The organism is Flavobacterium cupreum (assembly GCF_003996965.1).
Lineage (GTDB): Bacteria > Bacteroidota > Bacteroidia > Flavobacteriales > Flavobacteriaceae > Flavobacterium > Flavobacterium cupreum.
Genome location: NZ_QWDM01000003.1, coordinates 66,609 through 93,217, shown reverse-complemented (window position 1 = coordinate 93,217; position 26,609 = coordinate 66,609). Strand labels below are relative to the sequence as shown.

Annotated in this window: 22 protein-coding genes; 7 read left to right on the top strand and 15 right to left on the bottom strand. The window is 34.7% G+C overall.

Translation table 11 applies throughout. The annotated features are described in order from the left end of the window. Positions 1-31: 31 nt before the first annotated feature. The 7 genes from D0817_RS05175 (at position 32) to D0817_RS05145 (ending at position 7,752) form a co-directional block, all read left to right on the top strand. Positions 32-853, top strand: a complete 822-nt coding sequence (locus D0817_RS05175) for an SDR family NAD(P)-dependent oxidoreductase (protein WP_127337343.1) — start codon at positions 32-34, stop codon at positions 851-853. A 15-nt stretch (positions 854-868) separates the two neighbouring features. Then, the gene (locus D0817_RS26410) at positions 869-1,267 is read left to right on the top strand and encodes an MFS transporter (protein ID WP_127337342.1); all 399 of its coding nucleotides are present in this window, start codon (positions 869-871) and stop codon (positions 1,265-1,267) included. A gap of 14 nt (positions 1,268-1,281) precedes the next feature. Beyond that, positions 1,282-2,082 carry an MFS transporter gene (locus D0817_RS05165; protein WP_127337341.1) on the top strand — a complete coding sequence of 267 codons (801 nt, stop codon included), beginning with the start codon at positions 1,282-1,284 and terminating at the stop codon, positions 2,080-2,082. Positions 2,083-2,579: 497 nt separating this feature from the next. Next, complete coding sequence (locus D0817_RS05160) at positions 2,580-4,061, top strand: ankyrin repeat domain-containing protein (RefSeq protein ID WP_127337340.1); 1,482 nt, start codon at positions 2,580-2,582, stop codon at positions 4,059-4,061. A gap of 7 nt (positions 4,062-4,068) precedes the next feature. Then, on the top strand, positions 4,069-4,548 hold the full coding sequence (locus D0817_RS05155) for a DUF2271 domain-containing protein (RefSeq protein ID WP_127337339.1): 480 nt from the start codon (positions 4,069-4,071) through the stop codon (positions 4,546-4,548). A gap of 5 nt (positions 4,549-4,553) precedes the next feature. After that, positions 4,554-6,755: a PepSY domain-containing protein gene (locus D0817_RS05150; protein WP_127337338.1), complete on the top strand. Its 2,202-nt coding sequence runs from the start codon at positions 4,554-4,556 to the stop codon at positions 6,753-6,755. Positions 6,756-6,765: 10 nt separating this feature from the next. Beyond that, entirely contained in the window at positions 6,766-7,752 is a 987-nt protein-coding gene (locus tag D0817_RS05145; protein WP_238160834.1) for an FAD:protein FMN transferase, read from the top strand. Positions 7,753-7,988: 236 nt separating this feature from the next. Here the strand turns inward: D0817_RS05145 and D0817_RS05140 are convergent, their stop codons facing one another. From D0817_RS05140 to D0817_RS05070, 15 genes are all read right to left on the bottom strand, one after another. Next, a complete protein-coding gene (locus D0817_RS05140) occupies positions 7,989-8,432 on the bottom strand; it encodes a hypothetical protein (protein WP_127337337.1) in 444 nt (147 codons plus the stop codon). Positions 8,433-8,929: 497 nt separating this feature from the next. Next, entirely contained in the window at positions 8,930-9,415 is a 486-nt protein-coding gene (locus D0817_RS05135) for a hypothetical protein (protein WP_127337336.1), read from the bottom strand. Positions 9,416-9,911: 496 nt separating this feature from the next. After that, complete coding sequence (locus D0817_RS05130) at positions 9,912-10,334, bottom strand: hypothetical protein (protein ID WP_127337335.1); 423 nt, start codon at positions 10,332-10,334, stop codon at positions 9,912-9,914. 344 nt (positions 10,335-10,678) lie between these two features. Continuing rightward, positions 10,679-11,062, bottom strand: coding sequence for a hypothetical protein (locus D0817_RS05125; RefSeq protein ID WP_127337334.1), 384 nt, complete (start codon positions 11,060-11,062; stop codon positions 10,679-10,681). 1,302 nt (positions 11,063-12,364) lie between these two features. After that, entirely contained in the window at positions 12,365-12,823 is a 459-nt protein-coding gene (locus tag D0817_RS05120) for a hypothetical protein (protein WP_127337333.1), read from the bottom strand. A 205-nt stretch (positions 12,824-13,028) separates the two neighbouring features. Beyond that, positions 13,029-13,427, bottom strand: coding sequence for an Imm44 family immunity protein (locus tag D0817_RS05115; RefSeq protein WP_127337332.1), 399 nt, complete (start codon positions 13,425-13,427; stop codon positions 13,029-13,031). A 1,005-nt stretch (positions 13,428-14,432) separates the two neighbouring features. Then, the gene (locus D0817_RS05110) at positions 14,433-14,762 is read right to left on the bottom strand and encodes a hypothetical protein (RefSeq protein ID WP_127337331.1); all 330 of its coding nucleotides are present in this window, start codon (positions 14,760-14,762) and stop codon (positions 14,433-14,435) included. Then, positions 14,763-18,425, bottom strand: a complete 3,663-nt coding sequence (locus D0817_RS05105) for a DUF6443 domain-containing protein (protein WP_238160820.1) — start codon at positions 18,423-18,425, stop codon at positions 14,763-14,765. A 12-nt stretch (positions 18,426-18,437) separates the two neighbouring features. Then, positions 18,438-21,848, bottom strand: a complete 3,411-nt coding sequence (locus tag D0817_RS05100) for an RHS repeat domain-containing protein (RefSeq protein WP_127337330.1) — start codon at positions 21,846-21,848, stop codon at positions 18,438-18,440. 82 nt (positions 21,849-21,930) lie between these two features. Continuing rightward, entirely contained in the window at positions 21,931-23,067 is a 1,137-nt protein-coding gene (locus D0817_RS05095; RefSeq protein ID WP_127337329.1) for a type II secretion system F family protein, read from the bottom strand. Beyond that, entirely contained in the window at positions 23,057-23,533 is a 477-nt protein-coding gene (locus D0817_RS05090) for a PulJ/GspJ family protein (protein WP_127337328.1), read from the bottom strand. The genes D0817_RS05095 and D0817_RS05090 overlap by 11 nt, the downstream gene beginning before the upstream one ends. Then, positions 23,515-23,859, bottom strand: coding sequence for a hypothetical protein (locus D0817_RS05085; RefSeq protein WP_127337327.1), 345 nt, complete (start codon positions 23,857-23,859; stop codon positions 23,515-23,517). The genes D0817_RS05090 and D0817_RS05085 overlap by 19 nt, the downstream gene beginning before the upstream one ends. Then, positions 23,847-25,019: a hypothetical protein gene (locus D0817_RS05080; protein ID WP_238160819.1), complete on the bottom strand. Its 1,173-nt coding sequence runs from the start codon at positions 25,017-25,019 to the stop codon at positions 23,847-23,849. The genes D0817_RS05085 and D0817_RS05080 overlap by 13 nt, the downstream gene beginning before the upstream one ends. Positions 25,020-25,129: 110 nt before the next feature. Next, entirely contained in the window at positions 25,130-25,609 is a 480-nt protein-coding gene (locus D0817_RS05075) for a hypothetical protein (RefSeq protein WP_127337325.1), read from the bottom strand. A gap of 5 nt (positions 25,610-25,614) precedes the next feature. Continuing rightward, positions 25,615-26,589 carry a tail fiber protein gene (locus tag D0817_RS05070; RefSeq protein ID WP_127337324.1) on the bottom strand — a complete coding sequence of 325 codons (975 nt, stop codon included), beginning with the start codon at positions 26,587-26,589 and terminating at the stop codon, positions 25,615-25,617. Between the last annotated feature and the right edge of the window lie 20 nt (positions 26,590-26,609).

Sequence of the window (26,609 nt, the reverse complement as noted above, 5' to 3'; positions counted from 1 at the left end):
AAAATAAAGTTTAATAATAAATATAATAACAATGTCAAAAGTAATTTTTATAACAGGAGCCACAAGAGGATTTGGGAAAATCTGGGCAGAAGCATTTTTAAAACGCGGTGATAGTGTAGTGGCAACTGGAAGAAACATCGAAGCACTACAGGATTTAAAAGATAAATACGGGAATCTTGTACTGCCGGTTCAACTGGATGTCAACGACCGTAAAGCTTCTTTTGAAGCCGTAAACAAAGCAAAAGAACATTTTGGAAGAATTGACGTCCTGATCAATAATGCCGGCTATGGTTTATTCGGTACGATAGAAGAAACATCAGAAGAAGAGGCAAGAAAGCAAATGGAAACCAACTTTTTTGGAGTGCTTTGGTTATCGCAAGCTGTACTGCCCATTATGCGTGAACAAAAAAGCGGTCATATCATTCAGGTATCCAGTTTCTTAGGACTCGTAACACTGCCTGTTTTGGGACTTTATAATGCCTCTAAATTTGCCGTGGAAGGATTTAGTGAAACACTCGCTACAGAAGTAAAAGGGTTTGGAATTCATGTTTCCCTGGTAGAACCTAATGGCTTTACAACGGACTGGTCCGGGGAATCTGCTGTTCAGACCCAAAGTATGGCTGTTTACGATCCTGTAAAACAAGCTTTTAATGAAGCGGTTTCAACTCCGGGTCTTTTTGGCAAACCGGAAGCTACGGCTGCTGTTATCCTGAAATTGACAGATGAAAAAGAACCGCCTTTGAGATTGTTACTGGGTGCATTTGCTTATCCGGCAGTCAAAAAAGTATATGAAGAACGTCTGGCTAGCTTTGAGGAATGGAAAAGCGTTTCTGAGGAAGCACACGGAGCATAATTTATCAAAATAGAAATGAGAATTTTAAAAGAAAATCACAAGGGCTTTAGTACAATACTGGCCCTTGCATTGATTCCGTTATCGGGCTTTGCTACAGATATTTACCTGCCATCACTACCGGCAATGGCCAATGACCTGCATGTTTCGGCGGCGGCAGTCCAGCTTTCACTGGTGTTGTTTATGTTTAGTGTTGGTATCAGCCAGTTTTTTATCGGAAGTATTTTAGACAGTTTCGGCCGTTATAAAATTGGTCTTGTATCACTGGCGTTATTTTCGGTTACCAGTTTTGTTATTGCACTGGTCCCTGATATTTATGTGATTTATGCCATGCGAATTATTCAGGGAATCACAATTGCGCTTATTGTAGTCGGAAAGCGAGCGTATTTTGTAGATCTTTTTGCTGGTGAAAACTAAAAAGCTATATCAGTTTGTTTTCGATCATTTGGGCCTGCGCGCCTATTATGGCTCCGTTTCTGGGAGGCTATCTGCAAAACAGTTTTGGCTGGAGATCCAACTTTTACTTCTTAGGCGGACTATCATTAGTATTCCTGATTTTGGAACTTATGTATAGTGGCGAATCCTTAAAACATTATCATCCTTTCAAACTAAAATCAATTGCAGAAACATATAAGGGAATGCTTCAAACTGCTGATTTTACATTGGGACTAATCATTATCGGAATCTGTTTTGGTATTGTCGTCGTCTTTAGTTTATCCAGTCCTTTTATCATAGAACGTGTTTTGGGCCATTCGGCCATCACGACAGGGTATACTTCTTTGTTATCCGGTTTATCGCTGATGACAGGCGGAATTATCGCAAAAGCTCTACTAAAAAAACCGTTAGGAAAGAAAGTCGGAATCGCGTTTGGTATTCAGATCGTATTAGTGTTACTGATGATTTTCACCTCTTCTTTACTGACCAATATTTATACTTTGATTGGTTTTATTATTGGCATTCATATCGCCGGAGGTTTTATTTTTAATATTATTTATGGCTATTGCCTGACCCGTTTCTCTAAAAATGCCGGAGTGGCCAGTGGCCTTACAGGTGGTGTTATGTACATGATCAGTTCTGTATTCAGTTACGGATTTGCGAATTTATTCAAAGTTAAAAGTCAGTTATTGCTTGGAGTGGCAGATCTTTCGCTACTGGTAATCGTTACGATTCTTTTTATTGTATTCAACAAATACCGATTAAAAAGCAGCTTTGAGAATGCTGCCAAAGAATAATAGAAATTCAAAACTTTTGTCAGGAAAACATTGATTTCTAAAAGAATGCAATTATTTTTTATATGAAATCAGATATTCAGTGAATTACAATCAACACTTTACTTATAATTTATTTAATTATACGATGATTAAAAAGTCCCGCTCGTGAGTCGGGACTTTTTATTTGGCGAAGTTTTATTTTTCTCCTGTAAAAAGCAAATAAATGACGATGCTTGTTCTAATGTTCAATGGAAGTCCTTAAAACAGCAGCTAAATATCAGTCGAAAGTTGATGTTTTAAGTCCGAAATAACGCTGATTTTTGGTGTTTGAAATAAATTAGATAAGAGATGAGTCTGTAAATCATTGTGTTGCATCTGATATTGATTTTATTGAAAAAATAAAACACATTTACGAATCCTTATTTTGAAATATTCTAAATAAGACCTAACTTTCGCCCTTGAAATTCCGCAGTGGAAAGTTCGTTAAACAGATTAGGAATTCATTGATTGTATACATTATGAAAAAAATACTCCTTACTGCACTATTTGCAGCAACATTACAGGTTAACGCTCAGGAAAATAAACTTTTAGACCAGAATTTCTGGAAAACGGCTCCGGATTTGGCCACTTTAAAATCGGAAATAGAAAAAGGAAATAACCCTGCAGAATTAAATGTAAATGCCTTTGATCCGGTTGTTTTGGCTATCAATAATGGCGCACCAATCGAAGATATCAAATATTTACTGACACTTCCGGGTAACGAAATAACAAAATTAACGCACGACAATAGGATCTACCTGCATTGGGCGGCCTACAAAGGAAATACAGAATTAGTGGAATACCTTATTGCTAAAGGTTCCGATGTTAATTTCGAAGACAGTCATGGCGCCACGCCAATTGCCTTTGCTGCCGGGACAGGAACAACGAGCCCTGCCACATTTGACGCTTTTTTTAAAGCAGGAATCGATCCGAAAAAGAAATACGATGACGGAGCCACGCTATTATTGCTGGCTGTCCCTGCCGATAAAGACCTGACGGTTACGAACTATTTAGTATCGAAAGGATTATCGCTCAAAGAGGTTGATAAGAATGGGCACACCGCTTTTGATTATGCGGCGAGATCCGGAAATATTGAATTATTAAAAACACTCGCAGGAAAAGGAGTGAAGTATACCGATTATGCCCTAATAACAGCCGCTCAGGGAATGCGCAGAAGTGCAAACCCAATCGAAGCGTTTAAATATTTAGTGGAGGATCTTAAACTTAAACCCACAGCGACCTCTTCAAATGGTCAGACGGTGATTCACATCCTGGCACGTAAGGAAAAGCAGTCCGAAATTATAAAATATTTTATCGATAAAGACGTAGATGTTAATAAGGCTGATAAAGATGGCAATACCCCTTTAATTATTGCATCAGAAGGAAAAGACATTGAACTAATACAAACTTTAGCCGCAAAAGTAAAAAATATCAATGCTGTAAATGCCAAGGGAGAATCAGCTTTGACAGCAGGGGTGAAAGGAAGTTCAGAAGAAGTTGTGGCATTACTTTTAAGCAAGGGAGCAGATATCAATGTTACAGACAGTGCAGGAAACAATCTCGCCTATTATCTGATTGAATCGTACAGAGGTTCAAAAGGCGGAGCGCAAAAAGATGATTTCGATGAGAAATTAAACTTATTAAAGAGTAAAGGGATTAACTTTGCGGCGCAGCAAAAAGACGGAAGTACATTGTATTATACTGCTACAGCCAAAAATAATATCGTTCTGTTGAAAAAACTCGACGGACTGAATATAGATGTGAATGCCAAAAACAAAGAAGGGTTAACGGCATTACACAAGGCGGCAATGATTGCAAAAGACGATACTGTTTTGAAGTATTTGTTGTCAATCGGGGCTAAAAAAGACCTTAAAACCGAATTTGATGAAACGGCTTTTAGTCTGGCACAAGAAAACGAATTATTGAAAAAGAATAATATATCTGTTGATTTTTTAAAATAAAAACTAAATGAAATCATTATCTAAAATCTGTCTGATGGCAGTAATTGCAGGCCTTTTGTCATTTCAGGCTTCAGCACAAACCACGAAATACAAATGCCTTTTGCAAATGGCAAACTATGTTGGGGAAGGTGCTTATGTGGTTGTATCCCTTATTGATGCTAAAGGAGAATATGAAAAAACGCTTTATATCATGGGCGACGATAAAAAATGGTACAAAAGCCTGAAGGAATGGAATAAATTCAATACTAAAAAACCGGATGTAAGTGCTAAAACAGGTGCTTCAGTTACGGGTGGAGACCGCAGTGTAACGGTATTCGAGATCGAAAACTCAAAAATGGATAAAGGCTATAAAATACGTTTTGAAACCGCGGTTGAAGACCAGAAATATTACGTGGGAGATGCCGAAATACCTTTAACAACTGCAGCAATTACCGAAAAAGCAGAGGGAAAAGGATACATAAGATATGTAAAACTTAGCAATATATAAGGCATATGACATTATCCGTCTGGAGATATGCACACTTAACACTGGCGGTATTTTCTTCACTCTTTCTTGTTTTGACATCAGTTACCGGAGTGGTACTGGCTGCCGATGCAATAGGGGAGAAAATACCGCCTTACCGTGTTGATAATTTTGAGAATATATCCGTTGCAGCTGTTATCCCTGCTTTGAGTAAGAATTATCTCGAAGTGAGCGAAATCAGCGTAGATCACAATCAGTTTACTACCTTAAAAGGTCTTGATGAAGAGGGTAACGATGTTAATGCCTATATCAATCCGGTAACCGGCAAAGTTATAGGAAAGGCCGAAAAGAAAAACGCTTTTATCCAATGGATCACTTCGCTTCACCGTTCCCTGTTTTTACACGAAACCGGAAGGCTTTTTATTGGGGTGAATGCTTTTTTGCTTTTTCTGATTGCCATTTCCGGTACCGCATTGGTACTACAGAGACAAAAGGGATTAAGTCGTTTTTTCTCGAAAATCATTAAAGACAATTTTGCCCAATATTACCATGTCATTCTGGGAAGGCTGATGCTTATTCCGATTTTGATAATGGCGCTTTCCGGAACGTATCTTTCGATGCAAAGATTTAAGCTTTTTCCGGAAAGTAAAATAAGTGAGAAAGAAATTCAGGTTAATACTAAAACTGCCAAACAGCAAAATAGTGCGGATTTTGAGATTTTCAAAAAAACAAAACTTTCTGATGTTCAGAAAATAGAATTTCCTTTTGATACCGAGGATCCGGAAGAGTTTTTTATACTTAAACTTACCGATAGGGAGCTGAAGGTCAATCAGTTTACAGGGCAAATTGCAAGTGAAGTTCGTTATCCGGTAACGGTATTGCTTGAAAATCTGAGTCTGGATCTTCATACCGGACGCGCCAATGCGATCTGGGCAGTTGTTCTGGCCCTTGCAGCCCTGAACATTCTGTTTTTTATTTATTCAGGCTTTGCCATGACGTTGCGTCGCAGGGAAACCAGGATCAAAAACAGACATACCGCAAAAGACAGTCGCTTCATTATACTGGCCGGTTCAGAAAACGGAAGCACTTTCCGTTTTGCGAATGCGATTCACACACAATTGCTGCACAAAGGTTTTTCTTCTTATCTGGGTGGTTTAAATGACTACAGCCAATTTCCAAAAGCAGAACATCTCATCATTTTTACTTCGACACACGGTCTAGGGGATGCGCCTTCTAACGGAGGAAAATTTCTATCACTGGTGGATCAATATCCGCAGGAACAAAAAGTTGCAGTATGCATTGTTGGTTTTGGGTCTAAATCATATCCTGATTTTTGTGGTTTTGCGAAAAAAGCGGAAGAATTTCTGGCTCAGAAATCATGGAGCAGCAATTTTATGGAACTCCATACCGTTGACGATAAGTCGCCGAAGCAATTTGTAGAATGGGTGAAAAAATGGAGCCAAAAAACAGACATTGCTTTAGCTGTGACACCGGCAACATATGCACAAAAGCCAAGAGGAGTGGAGAAGATGATTGTTTTGGAAAAAACAGCGATTTCCGAAACCGATCATACCTTTAGGATCACCCTGCGTGCCGGAATGCGGACTAAATTTACCTCGGGAGACTTGCTGGCCATTTATCCGGTGGGCGATGGCAGAGATCGTTTGTATTCGATAGGGAAGAGCAAGGGCAATATCAGTTTAGCCGTAAAATTGCACCCGCACGGTCTAGGATCCGGTTATTTGTACGATCTTAAGCCTGGTTCTGTTATCAAAGCACGCGTTATGCATAATGAAGGATTTCATTTTCCTAAAAAGAGTGCGGGAGTGGCTCTGATTTCAAACGGAACCGGAATTGCACCCTTTCTGGGAATGATTGAGCAGAATAAAGCTAAAACAGCCTGTCATTTGTATTGTGGTTTCCGAAACGAAACGGAATCGGTTTCTGCATACAGAGAATTCGCAAACGATCACATCAGCAAGCAATATCTCAAAGATTTTCACATTGCCTTTTCACGCGAACAAAATCAATGTTATGTGATGGATTTGATTCAAAGAGATGCGGAGTTTTTTGCTGCTTTATTGCAAAAGGGCGGAACAGTTATGATTTGCGGTTCTCTTGCCATGCAACAGGATATAGAAAAAGTCCTGGACACCATTTGCAATGAAAAAACCGGAAATGATCTGGCGTTTTATAAAACAAAAAAGCAAGTACTGGCAGATTGTTATTAAGCTTGAAAGCATGTTAAAAAAAACACTAAATATAGTTCCAATTTGTCTGTTCCTGTACAGTTTTGCCTGCACAGGACAAGTGCTGCGAAAAAGAACCACCTTGCTGATGGGAAGCCGTTTTGATATTACCATTGTAGCAGAAGACTCCCTGACGGCTGAAACCAGGATAAAAGAAACCATTGCAGAAATTACGCGTATCGAAAACCTTATTTCGGACTGGAAGTCAGATTCTCAGGTTTCCGAAGTCAATCAAAATGCTGGTATTCGCCCCGTAAAAGTAGACAGAGAAGTATTTGATCTGACGAAGAGAGCCATCGCCATTTCGAAGATGACAAACGGCGCATTCGATATTAGCTTTGGCGCTCTGGAAAAAGTGTGGAAATTCGACGGTTCGATGACTGAAATGCCCACAGCGGAACAAATCAAAAAATCAGTCGAAAAAGTAGGATACCAAAACATAGTCTTAGACAGTATTCAATCGACGATATTCCTGAAATTACCCGGAATGAAAATTGGTTTTGGATCCATCGGAAAAGGCTACGCAGCCGATAAAGCCCGCGAAGTGATGGAAGCCAAAGGCGTAAAAGCCGGCATTGTAAATGCTTCGGGTGATCTCACCACCTGGGGAGCACAACCCAATGGAAAAGAATGGACTATAGGCATAACGAACCCATTTGATACGGATAAATTCGTCAAAACATTTTCCCTGAAAAGAGAAGCCGTTACCACCTCCGGTAATTATGAAAAGTTCACAGAACTAAACGGTAAAAGATATTCCCATATCATCAACCCTATCACGGGTTATCCCGAAACCGGACTGGTGAGCGTCACCGTGTTCGGACCAAGCGCGGAAATGGCAAATGGTTTCAGTACTTCATTGATTGTCCTCGGAAAAGATGCCGGACTTCAGTTAATCAATAAATATCCGGCGTATAGTTGTCTGATGATTACGGATAAGGGAAAGGTTTTTAAATCGAAAAATTTTAGGGGTGATTAACGGCTTACTGGAGTACTCATCGACGCTGCGAAAATGTCTCTGACTTTAAAACTATTTCTTAGAATTTTATCAGCTATATCAAATAAGCATTCATTAAGAACTAATTTTAAAAGTCGAGATAATTTTATCAGGTTTTAATTTTCATGAGGATACAAAAAAATTTTCGCAAAGTCAGAGACATTTGCGCCAGCAGGGGGGAATGAAAGAAATCTTACATTGCTGATTATGAAGTACCTTTAATCTGAAATGGTTTCACATTTTTTTATTACAATTGTATCTTTATCTACTACCAAACCAATATCACCATTAACCTTTTTTTCAATTTCTATATCTGATAACCGATTACCAAACTCTTTTTCGTATAAAGTTGTCATTAAAGATAAATTTATAACCTCTCCTTCTATGTTAAATTGTTTACCAGTACCGAAAGGGGCTAAGTAAAAGAAATCTCTATCATTAGCTTTTACGGAATACAAAATGACTTTTTTTAACTTACCTAAAGCTAGCAAGTTCTTTAAACTATCATTTGAATCTTCAATTTGAATCTTTACGATTGATGGAATTAAATTTCGACTTTGATTTATAAATTCAATCTTTTTTATACAATATTTATCGTAAGATTTATAATTCTTACATGAAAAGATAAAAATAATAAATATTAGTATTATGTTTTTTTTCATTTGACAAAATATTTTTTTAATAATGAACGTATTGTCCTGCTACTTGCTCTATTTCATCTTCATAAGTCTGTAAGTGTTTTTCCAGGACTCAAGCTGAAATTGCCTCAGGTATGCATTATACTTAAAACGAGTGTTGTAAATTCCCTTCCCCAAATCTAAACAATCTTTTATATGTTGTCCTCTTTCATGCGCGATAAGACTTAAAATATCACCACCCCCCAACTCCCCAAAGTCTTGATCGACGCTGCGCATCTGTCTCTGACTTTGCGTCATTTTAAACAAATATAATTAAAACAGAAATCTCATAAAATCTCTGACTTTAAAACCATTTTCGTAGAATTTTAGTAGCTATATCAAATCAGTATTAATTAACAACTAATCTTAAAAGTCAGGAGAGTTTTATCAAATTTAATTATAAATTCGTCTAAACTTTTGGATGCAGTCTAGAAACATTTGCGCAGCTTTTCATAAGGAACAATTAGGAGAGCGGGTAAGATTTAAATTTTTATTCCATTATTTTTAGGCATATGTAAAAGTATCAGTGGCTCAATAATAAATCCTTTATTTTTATTAATTTCTTTACCTTTTGAATTAATTACTTTGCTATATTTTTTTATAATATTTAATATAGAATCATTATCGTACCTATTAGATTGAAAATTTATTTTTGATAAATATCGGATTTGTATCTGACCATGATTCTCTTTTTTTAAATAGTTAACCTGCGGAATTAAGGGAAAAGTATCTTTTTCAATAATTAATAAAAAGTCATTATACTGATTTCTCTCGATATTTTTATTTTTAAACTCCAGTGTTATATATAAATTAACATTAAAATTTTTTACTTTATAATTTATAGAATCATAAATTATTTGATGATTCAGAATAGTACTAGAAATATTTGAATCATAGAAACTACATTTTTCAAATATAGATATACAAACCATTAATATGCCCAGAGTTATTGCTTTTCTTTTAATCACTTCTATCCTTATACATTTTTAAATTATCATTCATCGATTTTAAACAGGTTCTGTCATTTCTTTTCTCCCAGCTCCCCCGCTAGCGTGAGCGTCTCGCTCGTGAACGCAATCAACATCATTTATGTCAATTTCTAAAACATTTTTGGCCATCATCACCGTAGTCTCTTGCCAAATTTTTATTTTACACTCATTATTAATTTTGCAGCTAATGTAAGAAATACTTTGCGATTACGAACTAGATATTCGCACTAGCGAGTGAAACATAAAAAAACTCGCATCAATGCGAGTTCTTTGTTTTTTATACTTTGCTGATTAACTTTGTGTTCACGAGCGAGACGCTCGCGCCAGCAGGGGGAAATACTTTGCATCTAGGAAAAAGATGTTCGCACTACCAAAGAAAAAGTTTTGATTTATTGATTTTGATCGCGAACTAGACGCTCGCCAGCAAGGGGTTACGTCATTACTTTATAAAAACACCTAATCTGGAACACTACCCTTATTTTTCGATATCCTTTTTTGAAAAACCTGCTTTTAATATTGCCATGCTATCGATAATCTGTTGAGAGTAAATTCCCCTAATTATTTCAGGAGAATTTAATAGATATTTTATTTTATAAAATTTGCCGATGTCTTTTGGAGATACTTTTTTGTGTAAACCACTTTCAAAAGAAATAATTTTTTTTTTGCCAATATAATATGATACATGCAAATAAGTTCTTTTAGGATGTTCTTCAATACTATCAAGTTTTCCAATTGTTACTTTTCCATCTTTTAGTAATTCTTTTTCATATCTATAACTTTTTAGTTGCCCATATATGATAAAAATTATAATGGAAAAAATGATTAGTATTGCTAGTATTTTTGATTTTTTTTTCCCCGCTATCGCGAGCGTCTCGCTCGTGAACGCAATCAACATCATTTATGTCAATTTCTAAAACATTTTGGTCATATCACTGTAGTTTCTTGCCAAATTTGTATTTTACAATCATTATTAGATTTTGCAGCTAATGTAAGAAATACTTTGCGGTTACGAACTAGACATTCGCGCTAGCGAGTGAAACATAAAAAAACTCGCATCAATGCGAGTTCTTTGTTTTTTATGCTTTGTTGATTCACTTTGTGTTCACGAGGATACGCTCGCGCCAGCAGGGGGAGCGGGAATTTACAATCTCATATAATTAACTCTGAAACACTACTCAGTTCGTTACATTACTAGCATATAAAAAGACTTGATATGAAGCACTACCTAAAAGCACTGCAATTTCACTTGCTTTTTTTTAAGTAATCATATGCCATTTTTTTTGTTTTATCATCCAAAACTTTTTTATCATGTGTTAGAATATCATATACATCAAAGGAAGCTCTTTTATAATTATATTTATTAGACATAATCAAAGAATAATAAAGCAATCCTGTAACTCTCTGTCCACCGATATAATAAATCCCTTTTAATTCATTATATGCTAGCGTATCACCATTAAATAGTGTACGATTCTCTAAACTATCCATTAATTTTTGATTTGATAATTTTTCCCTAAAAAAAGTTCCAGAGTTTTCATCTGAATAATAAACTTTCACCTCTTCCTTTTTTTTGCATGCAAAAGCTAGCGCTAAGATCAAAACAATGATTATAATATTTGCTTTCATATTTTATCTATATTAAAATTGTACTGAAGTTCGGATAAAAATCTATAAAAATTCCTTTACTAAAAAATATCTTAAAGAAAGTTTTAATTTTTGAAAATGTATAAAACAATCATTTGTAATAACATAAAAACCACTAAATTAATTCTATACTCAATAAACTTAAATCTTACAGTTTCTTTTATTAAATATGTACTATAGACTAATGTAATTACGCTGTAAACATATATTTTAACTCGAATCTGCGTAAGAATACTTATTCTTGCAAAAAATTTAGTATAAAAAAATCAATGCAATTGAATAAAAATATAATAATTACAATATATATTAAAATATGCAAAAGGAAATTTTTAAAAATTCTATAATCCATATCCATTTTTACTTAAAGTTGTTTTATTCTTAGTTTCACTCTCAATACCCTATATATTCCTATTATTTATTAAAATTACGGCCGGTAATTTATACCCTGTATAGAAGGATTTTAGTCCCGTTGGAAAGCTTACGTGCTCAATCTTTAAAATTCCATCTTTTACATTAATGCTATACAGTACTTAAAAAATATTAGCATCATGATTAATATTGAAATTAAAAAACCAATTTTAAGTTCTTTTTTCCTCCGATATCTATACAACAATAGCAATAATATAATTATAAAAAACAATGCAAGTAAACAATAATCAGTAATAATGCTATCAAAAATAGAAATAGGTTTATCATTTTTCCAACGAATAAATCTTACCAAGAAGATTGAAAATTTATCAAAAATCATAAATAAACCTGTATACATAAATGCATAATAAATGATTATAGTAAATATTGGAATAAGTATAATTGTTAAGTTATTTTTATCTATTCTGTTAGATCCCATGATGCTATGATGTTAGACGATTTTTGATAGTAAGCATGATTTTTTTAGATAATATAAGTGTTTATTTAGATTTCTTTGTCACCTATTACCATCGGAGGTGATTGTATTGAGATATTCTATAACTCAGCTCCCAGAAGTCTTCATCAATGCTGCATAAATGTCTCTGACTTTGTGCCATCTTAAACAGATAGTCAAAACCTATTTCTTTCAGCCAATAAGTTAATCTCGTACGTCTAATGTTATATTTATTTTATATTTCTCTTTTTGTCCATGTTCCAGTTAAAAATCATTACAAACAAATCTTTTAAATTCTTCACTATACTTACTTAGATTGCCATTTTGAAGATGTTGTTTTTGAATATCTTCCATATTTTTTCACTTTTGTGTAAACCTATTTTAGGACAATAAGGGGACTTTATAATTTAGAAAATATTTAATTATTCATTTTTAATTAAGTAGTAAGATGGTTTTGGTATTGATTTTAAATTTGGGTAAATATGCTCTATTTCGTATTCAGCATTAATATTCTTCTTTTCGTATGCCTTAAACAAGTAATAATTGGCTAATTTGTTTACTCTTATGGCACTATCATTTTCACGAAGCGTTAATAAATAAAACGTGTCAAAGTAGGCTTCTCCAAAATCATATTTTTCAGACATTTTTATTGAATAATATAAAAAGTCTTCATAACAATTGATGGAAACATATTTCTTAAATGCTTCGACATATAAAATTTTATTTCCAGTTTTTAAAGCGCTATCAGCAAGTTTTTTAGCTTCTATTTTTTTGTTGTAATACTTCTCATAATTTGAAGAAGAATAAGTTTTTTGACTATTTATCTTTTGTTTATTACAAGAAAGCAATAATACCACAATAATTAATATATATATTTTCATTATTTATATTTTACACTCATTATTAGATTTTGCAGCTAATGTAAGAAAAACTTTGCGATTACGAACTAGATATTCGCACTAGCGAGTGAAACATAAAAAAACTCGCATCACTGCGAGTTCTTTGTTTTTTATGCTTTGTTGATTCACTTTGCGTTCACGAGCGAGACGCTCGCGCCAGCAAGGGGTAAAATTATGCTTTACATATTTAATTTTTATTTAAACATTCTCTAATGTCATTAATAAAGGCATCTGTATCAAATTTTTTTACCTTCTTATCACTCAAAATTTCTTTTGATTGATTTAGAAATTCATTATTCAGAATCGTTATTTTTTCTTCCTTGTTTGCTTTAAAAAAAGTTTCAAACTCTAGTTTGATTTCGTACTCAATCGCTGGTTCGTTTCTTAATATTTTTAAAGGTCTTGCTTTAAAAAAAGGTTCGAATCCTTTAGAGACACAAAGAACAGCGATGTATATCTTCTCTATTTCTGAGTTATATTTTTTTTCAGATATACATCCATTTAAAGTATCTGTTAAATCATCAACTATTAGTCTGTCTTCATTAGAAAATTCTCTAGAAAACTGTGGTCCAATACTAAATTTCATAATCTTATTTTTTTATCTAAATATCTTATTTCCTGGTGGCAAACTTCCATTTAGCATAGCATGTTTACTCATTTTAGATCATTTAGGCAATATTAAAACAAAACAGATGAGCATTACTGCTCATCTTTAAATTATTTCCACTGCTATCTATTCTATTTCAATAGGTTATAAATCTAAAGTGTTGTGTCACTACTCTATTTTGTTGTAATTTTATTATAAATCCTTAATTATTCTCAAATATTATATGAAATAATTAACCACCAACACATGTGATAGATTAGCCACACCGTTGATTTACAAAATAACATATATTATCTTAAATAAAAACACCAACAAAAACAATAAAACAACGTAATTCAAAAACAAAAAAGTTTTTCTAATTCTCGCCTTATTAATAATAAATAGAGATGTTAGTACTGTACAACAAAATAAAGATGGATAAAATACGTTAAAAGTTAGCTTCCCAAGTAATATTCTATTAGTATCACCATTAATAAAGATTGGCAATAAATAAATTATTAAGCATATAATAAAAAATAAAAAATTTATTATACTTAAACTGGTAAAATTATTTTTCATAGTTTAAAATTTGTATGCATTATGAATTGCTCTTTGGTCAGCTTCTGAATCATTAAATCGTTCATTTAATTGTGACCCTATCTTTGCTTCTTGATAAGTAAACTTGCTATATCTCCCCCGCTAGCGTGAGCGTCTCGCTCGTGAACGCAATCAACATCAATGTATGTTAATTTCTAAAACATTTTGGTCATTATCTCCTTAGTTTCTTATCAAATTTGTATTTTCTACTCATTATTAGATTTTGCATCTAATGTAAGAAATACTTTGTCATTACGAACTAGATATTCGCACTAGCGAGTGAAACATAAAAAAACTCGCATCACTGCGAGTTCTTTGTTTTTATGCTTTGTCGACTTTTGCGTTCACGAGCGAGACGCTCGCGCGCCAGCAGGGGGAACTCTTCTGCGAGCCAGAGCGAGTTGTAATTTATTTGATAAACAAATCAATATCTTCTATTGCGGAATTAACAGAACCTAATAACTTTTCATTAACTATTTTTTTTAAATGGCTAACAACTTTTTCTTTTTCTAATTTATGATGTATTCTAGCAACATCTCCTAAGCTAGAAATAGCCGTCTTAGAAACCCAATAATCAGAATGATTGATATAATTTAAACATAATTTTTGCAACCATTCCCAATCATCTATTCCGTTTACTGCTCCAATAATTGCCGAAATTATTTGTTCATTATCGTTTGTCTGAAGCAATAATTCTATCGAACTTTTATCTGTATATGAATAATTTTTATACTCCATTTATTCTTGATTAATTATTTTTCCTTTTTTAGTAACCACTTTTTGTTTTAATAATATATTTTTCATGTCTTGAGATAATTCATTCCAAGTTCTAACATGTCCATGAAATTTTCCTTCAGAATGCTCATCAAAAACGTTAAACTCGCCAGTCTCATAATCAACACCAACTCTTCGCGTTGTATTTCCAGGCAATTCAAATGAATCATCAAGAACTTCTTGAGGGTTTTCAGGAGCTTTTCCTGCTCTACCTTTCTTATCTTTGCCATGTTTACTATTATCTTCAAAAAAACGTTTTATTCCTGTTTCTTCAACTGTTTTTTCCTCGATTTTATAATCTTTGACGCTAAATTTTTCATCAATACCAAATTTAGATGGCATCTCGCTTGTACGTCCTCCATAATTAGGGCTCATGTAATCAGTTAAAACAGCAAGTACAGTACCTAATCCTTTCAATAAAAGACCTCCACCTTTTTTAGTAGTTTCAACTGCTACCTCCTTAACAACTTCGGTTGTAGTTTTCTGGATAACCTTTGTTTCAATTAAACCTCCTCCTAAAAAACCTTGCATAGGAGTATTTTTAACTTTAATTGGTTCATGATTGGAAATATCTTGCTTTCCGTTGGAGGGAGCTCCTTCCAAACCTTCTATTTCAATTTTCCATACAGGATTATTATGAGCAAACTGATAAGTGGAAATCGACATATACTCTTCCGAAACAGGGTCAACTCCAAAAAATCTACCAATAGCATAATCATAATTTCTATGTCTAAAAGTGTCCCAGTTTAGTCCTAGCTCGTCTTGACGCTCTTGACCAAGAAACTTATACTTATAATTAGACGCTACCATTACATCAGTAGGTCTTTTTTGTTGTAGCCCAAAAGGATAATATTGGTTTTCATCCTGAATCGTAAGATTTTTGTCATAGCTCAAACGGATATTACCCAAATGATCCTTGTATTGATATACATATTTATAAGAACTTCCTGAAACCTCTACATACCCTTCGGCTGTTGGGAAAAACTTAAGCATTGTAGTTGTAGCAGGTGTTTTTACATACTGATAACCCCCTAAATATTCGGTTATTGTTTCATTAGCATCCTCCTTTACAATTTTCTGTACTTTTTGCCCTGTTGCATTGTAAAGATAAGCAATGTTTCCTGCTGTTGCAAAAGTTATTTTGGTTGGCAGGTTCAGGTGATTGTAGGTAATCGCCGTGATGTTTTTGTTGTTGTCCTTAGTCATATTGCCATTAGCATCATAACTGTAATCATCCGTATTGGCGGCACTGTCAGCAAAACCATAAATTTTAGTAGCCGCGGGGGCACTATCGACTACTTTTAAAAGTTGGTTGGTGGTATTGCTATTGGTATAAGTGTAGACCAAAGCATCAATTTGTGTGGCAGTTTCACTGTTTCCGTTACGCGTAAGACTGCCTATATTGCCATTTTTATCATACGTCAGGTTCTCACTGTAGGCATTACTGATTATGGTATTACTGATTACGGCATCGCGCTTATAAATACTTGTTTTAAGTCGGTTAAGATTATCATATAAATAAGCATATCCGCGTATTACCGGAGTTGTTTCAGAAGTACTGATCCAGAACGTCTCCGCAATATTTCCGTTGTATAGGGCTTTACCACCCGTAATGCCTGGCGTATTGTTATAATTAATCTTAAAAGCGAACAAATCCTTTGGATCTCCCGCTATGGTCAAAGCCGTAACATCATTAATGCCCGTCATCCATCCACGGATATTGTAGGTATAATTGATGTTTTGGGTATTGCTTCCAACCTTTTTAGAAATTAATTGTCCAAGTTCATCATAAGAATTATTGGCAATAACTTCCAGTGTTCCTGTCCCGATTTGATGGGTGTGGGTCTTTAACCTGTCCTGAGCCGAATAGGTAAAGGTGTCGGTTGTTTTAAGTACAGGGTCTGTTGACAATCTGCTGTGTGTGGTTATGGTATATTGCAGCTGACCTGAGAAGGTATCGAGTTTATTGTCCAGGCAGGTGAAACCACCCAGAAAATTCTGCGTATAGGAACGTACCAGTCTTGCCTTCTCATCATACAGACTGTAGGTCTGTTCATATTTGTAATTCGTGCTCAGATCAGGAACCCTTACCCAGGATCCTGTGAAACGCCCTATAGGTTTTGTTGTCGCATTGTAATAAACAACCTGACTTACCCCGGCAGTATTCGCTGCAACAGTTGCGGGAATTGTGGCAGGTGCATCGGGAAAATTATAATCGTCATAATAGTTCACGCTCATTACATGATATCCTGATGTTGGCCAGGCTGCGTTGTCATACCTGAATTTTACTCCTGTCGTGGCGGGTACTATCGTGTTGGTTGCCGTGGCAATTTTGGTTTCATTGAAATTTGAAGTCAAGGCATTTTGTGCATCCTGAAGTATTTTCCTGGTAGCCACTGTTACCGTAGCGGATAACCAGCCGGTAATAACCGGCCTGTTAAATGCATCATATTTGGTAACGAGCCATCCCACTGAAGTAAGATCCGAAAAAGGCGAATTAGCAGGTCCTGTAGCGACAACACGATCTAGTTTGTCATAAACAATAAATTCCCATTGTTTGCCGGGCAATTTTTTCTCTACCATACGGTTGCGGTAGTCGTATTTGTACTGGTAACCTAAATTATCCAGAATAGTTTGATTGCCATTGTCAATAACAGCGCTAAAAGTACTTCCTGCCTGCGCTTTAAACTGAAATCCCGGTAATAATCGAATCGAATTAGAAGCTATTAAGGTTAAGGAAGTCCCTGCAGGCACTAGAGCTGATGAAGTTACGTCAGCCTGCAGGCCTGTGGCAGTTCCAATAAGATCCGTTGCTTTTGGCGGGATGACGTAGGTTAGGTTACCATAAACATCATAGACATAATAAGTATCGTGTTTTTCATTAGTGGTTCCGGTTCCTACAGTGCCGTAGGTTCTTTTTAGTACTATCTGACCTTCTTTATTTTTAAATTCTATAGTTGAACCATTTAGTTCTGATAGCGGAGCTGCCGTATTCTCATCATAAGTAACTGTTTTGTACAGTTGTCCGGCGGAGTAGGTACCACTGTCTGAAATAGAAATCGTATAGAGTCCTAAGGTCGGATTACAGATGGTGGTAGCCGTGAAGAGTCTCACGTCATTGTCTACATTGGTCTGGTAGTCCATTTTGATCTCATGCCCCAATCCCATGCTCCAGTCGTTTCCGGGAGCTGCCTGTTTCAGAACACGGTTCAGAGGGGAAGCTTCTAATTGTTTCTCACTATAAGGGTTGGCATTGACAGTCCCATAATTGGTTTTGTATTGTGCGGTTAAATCTGAAACCAGAGTTGTTGGATTGATAAAAGCCGAATTGGTTTGGGACGAAGCAAACGGAAGATATTCCTTTACCTGCCTTCCAAAACCATCGTACTCAATCGGAGTTACAATGTCTTTTCCTGAATCGGATTGCTGCACAGCAACTTGCTGTACGGGTCTTCCAAGTCCGTCAAAATAGGTTACATTTTGAGATGCCTGAGCAGGACTGGGAGTTGTTATTGTCGTCAGGCTTGCTGTTTTGTAGGTTACCGTCTTGATATAGTTCTCGGTCTTGGTCTGGCCAATGACCATAACAGGAAATAAAACCAAAATAATTTTTATAAAGTTTTTCATGCTGTTTTTGGTTTATGGTTTGTAATTGTACTGGTTCTCAGAAAGGATATTTCCGTTTTTATCTTTTACGAATGCAAGCCTTCCGAAAGTATCATACGTATAAGTTATAGTATCACCTTTAGGGTCTGTTATGGTGCTGACACCTACCAAAGGAATAAAGGTGTAGGCAGTGATCATACAAGTAGTAAAAGAGCTATTATTTCGTAAAGCATTAATAGCTGCAAGATTAGTTTCGTTTAAAGCACTAAGGTCTGAAACACCTAGTGCTGTGGCAATTTTAGAGTTGTCGGCGTTTTCAATCTTGGCAATTGGCAATGTTTTATTATAGCCCCAGATAATAGAAACAGAGCCGGTGTTCTCAAGGCTATATTGCAAAATATTAGCTTTGCCGTCATACTTATCGTACGTGACCTTTTTTTCAAGGTTTCCTATTCCTGTGATTAAGGGTAATGAATTTGGGAATTTAGCTGCATAAACATTCTTTAATGATAGTAGATTACTTGTTGCAGCACTTTTATCATAAATGTTAATCTGATCTGATATCTTATTTCCGCCTTTATATGTTTGCGTTTGTAAAGGGTTATTGATCATGTTTTTGTTTTTCAATTCTAATGCAAACGGACTGCTTGTCATTTCATTATCAGACGCATAAAAATTGTCTGTCTGAAGAGTTTCATTCTTACTGTTGGTTGTTATAGAAGATCTTATTTTTCCCTTAGCATTATAAATATAATTTTCACTAGTGCTTAAGGAACCATTATTTAGAAAGTTGGTTGTGAGAACGCTTTCAGTTGCAAACCAATATGAATTTATGGGATAAGCTTCATAAGTATATACATAAGATGTCGAACCATCAGAAAAGGGATCTCCCAAATCAGCGTTCCCTATGCTATGGTTTATAATTTTGACACCTTCATAAGTAATTGCAGAATTTTGCAAATTTTTATAAGTATAGAATTTTTTATTTACTAAAGTGCCGCCACTATTATAAAATAATTCTTCATAAAGCTGCCCGTTTTTTGCATAGACAATATTAGGAAATCCTGGTTTGGTTAAATTCGTATTATTATAATAGGTAAAGACCTTTTTTCCATTTGTATCTACGTTATTTTCTGATAATTCAATTTCTTCTACTCTTGAGTAACCAATAGTATTTCCTCCACTCATTCCAAAGTCAGTCGTAGAAAGAGTATATTGCGTAAAAGCTGTTGATGTCGATGTTGTTAAACCACCATTAGGTGGCCAACATGTATTACAAAAAATAGTAACATCCTGCAAAGGTTTAAATTGATTTAGTAATTTTCCGGAAGAAGTTCCGTTTTCATTAATGTAGCAAATTTTTTTATTGCTTGTCATTTGTCCACTTTTTGCATAATTCTTAATATTAGCAATTCTAAATCCGCCTCCTGTACTTACGCTGGTGTCGACTCCTGTCTCATCATCATACTGTATGATTGATCTAGCTGTAGCTAGCCTATACGTATCATTTGGTTTAGTAGATTTATTTCCGGGTAAATACGTGGTTACTGTATATTGTGCACCAGGATCATAAGGCACCAAAATATCCTCTGCCCAGATCTTCCTATGATCTCTTTCAAAATCGACATTATAAACGGAAGTCAGGTCCCATCTTTTAATTACAGTTGTTACACCGTTTTTTATTTTCTTAAATTCAATAAATGTTCCTTCAAGTTCATATAAAGAATATGAAGTACTACCGGGGAATGCCGTTCCATCCTCAATTCTATTTTCAAAATGAATACTGACAGCTTTGCTTAATTCAAAATAAGGAGTTAAGTTTTTGGGTGTAAGAGAGTCATCATTATTATTATCTTGTACGGTTAGATATTTATGTGTTTTATTGATGGTTATGTTATCCGGAATAAATTGATTTGTAAAAGTGTTAGCTTCATAATATAATTCGGTATATCCACCTGTAGGGTACGTTATTTTATTTAATAAGTAAGCTTTTCCTTTTGTATCATCCGCAAATCTATTGGCCTTAGGATAAGTTAACATAGAAAGACTATACGGATAAAAATAATCGATATTCGGAAGTAATCCGGTATTGCTTTGGCCATTATAATATCCCCAAAAATCTACTGATAATGAATTTTTTTCCGGCATTGTCACACTCATGTCATATTGAAACAAATGTGCCGGTTTTGAGTTATCAGGATTTTCATTTTGATCGTATCCAATCTCCTTAACAGAATCTAATCTTAATCGTTTTCCTAAACTTGTTTGGGAAGATTGACTTAAGAAATACGAATAGCCGAATTGAAAAGTTTTAACCTTTTTATTTGTTTGTACAGATAAAACATCAATAGATTTTAATCTTTTCGGATTGGTTGCTGTATTATAGGTACTTTGTATTAAGTCTTCCCTTTCCTCCAGGTTAAAATTTACTATAACCTCATTCGATTTAATTTGACTGAGTGTTTTTACGTCACTCGAAAAGTATCCTTGCAATACGGGAGGGTTAAGATCTGGCTGTGCATTTGTGTTACAAATAAAATTAAGTGCTACAGAATTTTGATATGAGTTTTGGGTAACTAGATTGGTGCTGGAATATGAAAAATTTAAAACTTTATTATTGGTTAATTGTACAGAACTTAATTTATATGTTTGACCAGAAAAGTCAACACCTCCAATTGGATTTAAACCATAAGATTTTTCTAATATATCGAAAATAAAAATATTTCCATCAGGAGTAGTTGCTTTAAAGCTTGATCCTAAATTTTCAAAAATAATTTCTTCTTTTTTATCAATTAAGACAATTTGCCTGGTATCCGGATTTATATAAAACTTTCCTGAGTAACCTGAAAAATTATAATTATAAATATCAGGTTCTCCATGTCCCTGCATCAAACTCCCCATTAAAGCATGTCCATCATAAGGATAGCCCGGGGGTAAAGCAACTTGATTAGAACATTTTCTCCAATGTTCAAAGCCTAACTGATATGTTTTTCCATACCAATATTCGTTAGATTCTGGATTTCCAAACAATCTTGTTCTAAATGCCAAATACTCACCTTCATAACCACCAAGGTAATTTTTAGTGTTATCAAAGGAATCTTCTTTTCCTCTAATTTCCTGGATTATTGATCCCTCAGGCTCTAAACTCCAGCCCAAACCTACCCAGGTAGCTTCATCAGCGACTTTAATTCCGGAGCCATGATAATTTAGACTAATAGGTATTTCAACGCCATTTTCTTTAATACTATAAAGAGGAATACTAATATTAGCTGTTCCTGTGTAATAGCCTACCGGAATGTCACCAAATCTACCCAGTAGTGCTGCTTCAGGAGAACTAGGTATACTTGTGATTTTTGGAGCAAAGGATGATTGAGCAAGAACAGGTAAATTACTTAATAAGAAAGTAATAAAAAATATTGTATTAAGAATTGGTTTGTTTTTCATTTATAAAGCTATTAGATTATTTTGCAATATTACTGTATTTATCTTATTAATTATATTTTTTAACAGGTTAATACCTATTTTTTTATCCAATCGCACTACTCAACTGAAACATTGGTAAATACATAGCCACCAGCAAAACCGCCACCAGAACCCCTACGAAAAGAATGATAAAAGGCTCAAGAACAGTCGTCATGATTTTAGATTGCTGTATCACTTCCTGATTGTACTGTTCGCTTAATTGTTTGAATACATATTCGGTTTGGTTGGTTTCTTCGGCTACTTTTACCAGGGATATGATTCGGTTATCAAAAAGGGGATTGTTCTTTAAACTGCCGCTTAGGCTATTTCCTTTCAGGATACTTTCCTCCACTTTTTCGAGGGCTTCCTGAAGGGGCACAAAACGGATCATTTTTTTGACCATCTGAATACTATTCAGCAGCGGAACTTTTGCCGTGGTCAATAAAGTAACGGCCTGTGTGAATTGCGCCAGATATACTTTGGTCATAAAGGAGCCTATAATAGGTATTTTAATCAAAAAGTAATGAAGTGCTTTCTTGTATTTGGGATTGTCTTTAAAGAACTGGGTTGAAAAAATAAAAAGAATGATTGCCAGGAAAAAGTACAGTCCGTATGTTTTGGTTACGACTGATAGTTTTACAATTACCTGTGTCAGAAACGGCAGCTCCATTTTGTTTTGTCTGAAAATATCCTCAAACATCGGCACCACATAACTCAACATAAAGGCAACTACCAAAACAGCGGTGCTTAAGACAATAGAAGGGTAGGTCAGGGCTGCAATAATAATCCGTTTCTGTTCGTTTTTGCGCTCAAAAAAGTGACCAAGTTCAAAACAGACCTGCGCGGTGGTTCCTGTTTCTTCCCCAATCTGAATCGAATAGTATTCGTATTCCGTAAAAGAGGACGAACCGGACAAAGCCTCGGAAAAAGGTTTTCCGTTTACAACCTGATTGAGTATGGATTGGATTAATTCTTTATCCGCTTTTTTCTTTAGGGAATCTACAATCAGCGATAAGCCCTCTTTAAAAGTAATTCCGGCTTTTAACAGAACGGCTAATTCCTGATAAAAAGACTGCTTCTTTTTAGTATTGAAGGAATTACCAAAAAAGGAAATTTCTTTTTTCAGCAAATGCTCAATACTATTTGCTTTTTTTACTGAATTCCCTTTTTTGGAAGGGGTGTTTTCTATTTTAAAGGCCATCTTCCTGATTCATAAAAAAGGTTATATCATTTTTTTTGGAGACAAAAATCTCATAATCTTTAAGCGTAGTCGCTGCAGATAAAGTTATAGCATCTATACTTCCGTTTTGAACCTCTTTTCCGTTTGTGAATATTTTTTGAACAGAAAGGTTTAATGGAATGGTATCTTTATTTCGCAATGCATATTTATCCCGAAAGGAATAGGTAACCGTGTCTATTTCGGAAAGCATCAGTAAAAGCTGTTTTTGCTCATTGTAGGTGATATTATGGGGCTCGTTAAAATCCTGCCATAGTTTTTGTTCAAAAAGGGCGAGTGTACTGCTTTTTTCAAAATTGGTCTGGATCGTATGAATCTGCTTTTGTACCAATCGCAAAACACTAAAAGCCATACCCACCACAATTGCCGTGATAATCATAACAATCAGTAACTCAGAGAGTGTAAATGATTTTACTTTGCCTGCTGCCATACTGCAAATTGTTTTGTTATTTCTTTCTTTCGATTCCTGTTTGTTGCCATAAAGTTGACCAGTATGCCGGATCTTGTTTTTTGCTGTTCTATAGTAATTTCCCAGCCTTTATAACTTTCCTGATAGGGAAATTGTATAGTGTTGTGCTGCACTTCATATTCCAATTCATTGATTCTGTTTTCAATACTATGTGTGTTTTTGGAAAAAGTATTTAAGAGCAGGTTATTAAGTATTAAACTGGCAATTACAAACACAATTACAATTAGGACTGTTGCTACAATAGCTTCAATCAGGGTGGCAGATTTTATTTTTTTTAATACAACCATTTCAATACAGTTTTAGGTTGCTCTTCTTCGAATACTATTCCTCCGTAAATACTCGGAATGTTTTGATTTTCTATGGTACCGTTGTAAATGTGATTTACAAAAATAGATCCTGATTCGTTAGCCAGAAATTGCTTTGTAATCACAGATCCCGAAACGGTTCCCTTAACTTCAAGATTTCCATTACAATAGACCTGTCCTTTTATAATAGCTTCTTTTTCTAAAACAATCTGGGTCTGAAAATCGGGTTTAGTTTTGGTTTGAAAGTAACATATACTTCCTTTTACAACAGATTTTGTATCGATAAAAATTTTATTATCCATCGGATTTGTTGAAACTTCGTCAGGATTATTTTTATTATCCTGAAACAAAACCAGAGCTGAGGGATAACTTAATTTGCATGTTTTTCCAACGGTTATTCTTTTACTAGCTATAGCCTGAAAAGTACCAATGGTTTCATCTTCAATTTCTATAACGGGGGCAATTAGAATGACATCTTTTAATTGACTTATTCTTTTTATTTTGATCAGGGTTTCAGATTTAATGATAATATTTCCTGTTATTGTTTTGTTTTCCAATATAATGGGGTCTTGTGAATATATTGCCTTCGTTTTTAACAGAAAAGAATTTATAATTTTTGAACTTTTTTCCAAAGAGATATAATCATCCTCGGTAAGTGGTTTGTATTGATTGAGGTTATACTCAACCGATTCTAAAAGTTGTTTTCTAGGTTGCGGGAGTTCTTTTGTACTTTTTTTAATCGACCCGTAAATGAGGTGTGAGCCATAATAACTATGTCCGCCAATGTAACCTGAATTTACTCCTTGTACGGGCAAGTAGGCTATACCGCGAATGGCCGTGTTGCCCACCACAGTTAGTGCATTATAACTTTCCTGCAGGAATAGGGTTGCGGATTCCTCTGAATTAATAAGACCTCCTATAATAGCAGTTTTAGTGAATTTTTTTTTCCGGAATTGCGAGGTGGAAATTCCTTTTTCAAAAATGCCCCATTGTGACAAATGAATTTTAACCGTCTGATTTTCTTTTTTAATAAAATCTAATGGAATGGTATCGGTAGTGAACTCTTTCTGTTGTAACAGCGCATTGATTCCGATATCCGAAAACTGAATGTTTTCTATGGCCCCCTTTGATTGTTCTTTCATATAAATGAAAGTATAGGCATACAGAATTAACCCAGCTAAGAGCAAAGCAATTAGTACTGAAATAAATACGGTAAACTGTAAAGCTCCGGACCTTATTTTAAACTTTAGTTTCAATCCTGAAGCATTATAAGATTTAGATTCCCTTTGTATTTTACATAAACAGATTCTTTGTCACCATTTTTTAGAAAAATTTCATTTTCGGTATCTCCAATTCTCATATACGTATTGTGGCTATCAATTACAAGCATGAAAATTTTATTTTTGTCTTTTGTATCCGAAATCATTCCTTTGTAAAGGATTACAGGCCACACTACATTTTCATGATGTTGCACTGTTTTCTTTACGGTTGCAGACTTTACTTTTGAAGCCGTTTGAGGAGCATACATTTTTCCTAAAAAAGGATCTCTGTAATTGACGTTAATAACAAAAGATTGCCTTTTCTTTATCTTCAGAGGCTTAATAGTAAATTCAGGATTGGCAGATGAAATCACCTCTTCGGTATTGGTAAAAGAAAAAACCTGATACAAAACTCCGCCCCAAACGAATAATACGATGGGGAGAAGGATGTATATGTTTTTTTTATTTTTCATTAAAATTATTTTCGGGCTAGTTCATTTTCAATTTTTGTAACCCTTAAAACTAAATTTTTTAAAGATTCAATTTCTTTTGTCTGTGCTTCAATTTTTTTATTTTGCTCGATACTGTATAGCGTTAATTCCTCAATTTTCTTCAATAAACTCATGTTCATTTCAGCAAGCATCAGACCATTTTTTTCTATTTCTTTTGCTGATGGAATCTCCGGTAAGTGATTGTTTTTTTTAATATATTCCTCGACTTCTTTGAGAGTTTTTAATTTATAGTCAGTTGTAAATACATAATCAGGTACTGTCATTGGGCTCAAAAGATCAACGCGAACTTCTTTTGCATGAATCTTACCATCTACAGTAAGTTTTTCATCAGGAATTGTCGTTCCAATTCCAACATACCCATTTTGAGTTGCTTTAATTGCAATCTGGGCTCCGGCATTAGAAAATACATTTCCAACATAAAGATTCCAATCGCTTGTCATCGGTAAAAATTTAGAAACGGTTAAGTCATTTCCAGTAGTATTTAATGCTGTAAAAGTTCCATTTATGTTTAATGAAGTTACTTTTATATGAACTATAAGATCAGCACTTATTCCTAATGTATTAATGGCTCTGATTCGGAAGCGAGGATTATTGTATTCAGTATTGCAATCTATTGTAAAATTCACACCAAGACCAGAATACGGATTGTTATTTATTCGTCCTGTTTCTCTCCAAAGTGCAGGGTTAGAGTGTGAAATTGAAGCCAGATGTATTGCCGCAGCTGCAACTCCTCCACGGGTATAACTAATTGAAATTTGATAATAACCTGATGCAGCAACATCTAAAGGATTAACTTTTAGAAATTCAATATAATCACCTATAGCATAAGCTGCAGGAAAGGTAACAGCTGTCTCATATTCAGTTGTATAGAACTTAGAATTAGCTGAAATCTTCGTGAAACCTAATACTGTTATTGTAAGAATGTATATGATCTTTTTCAATTTTGAAAGGTTTAGTGGCT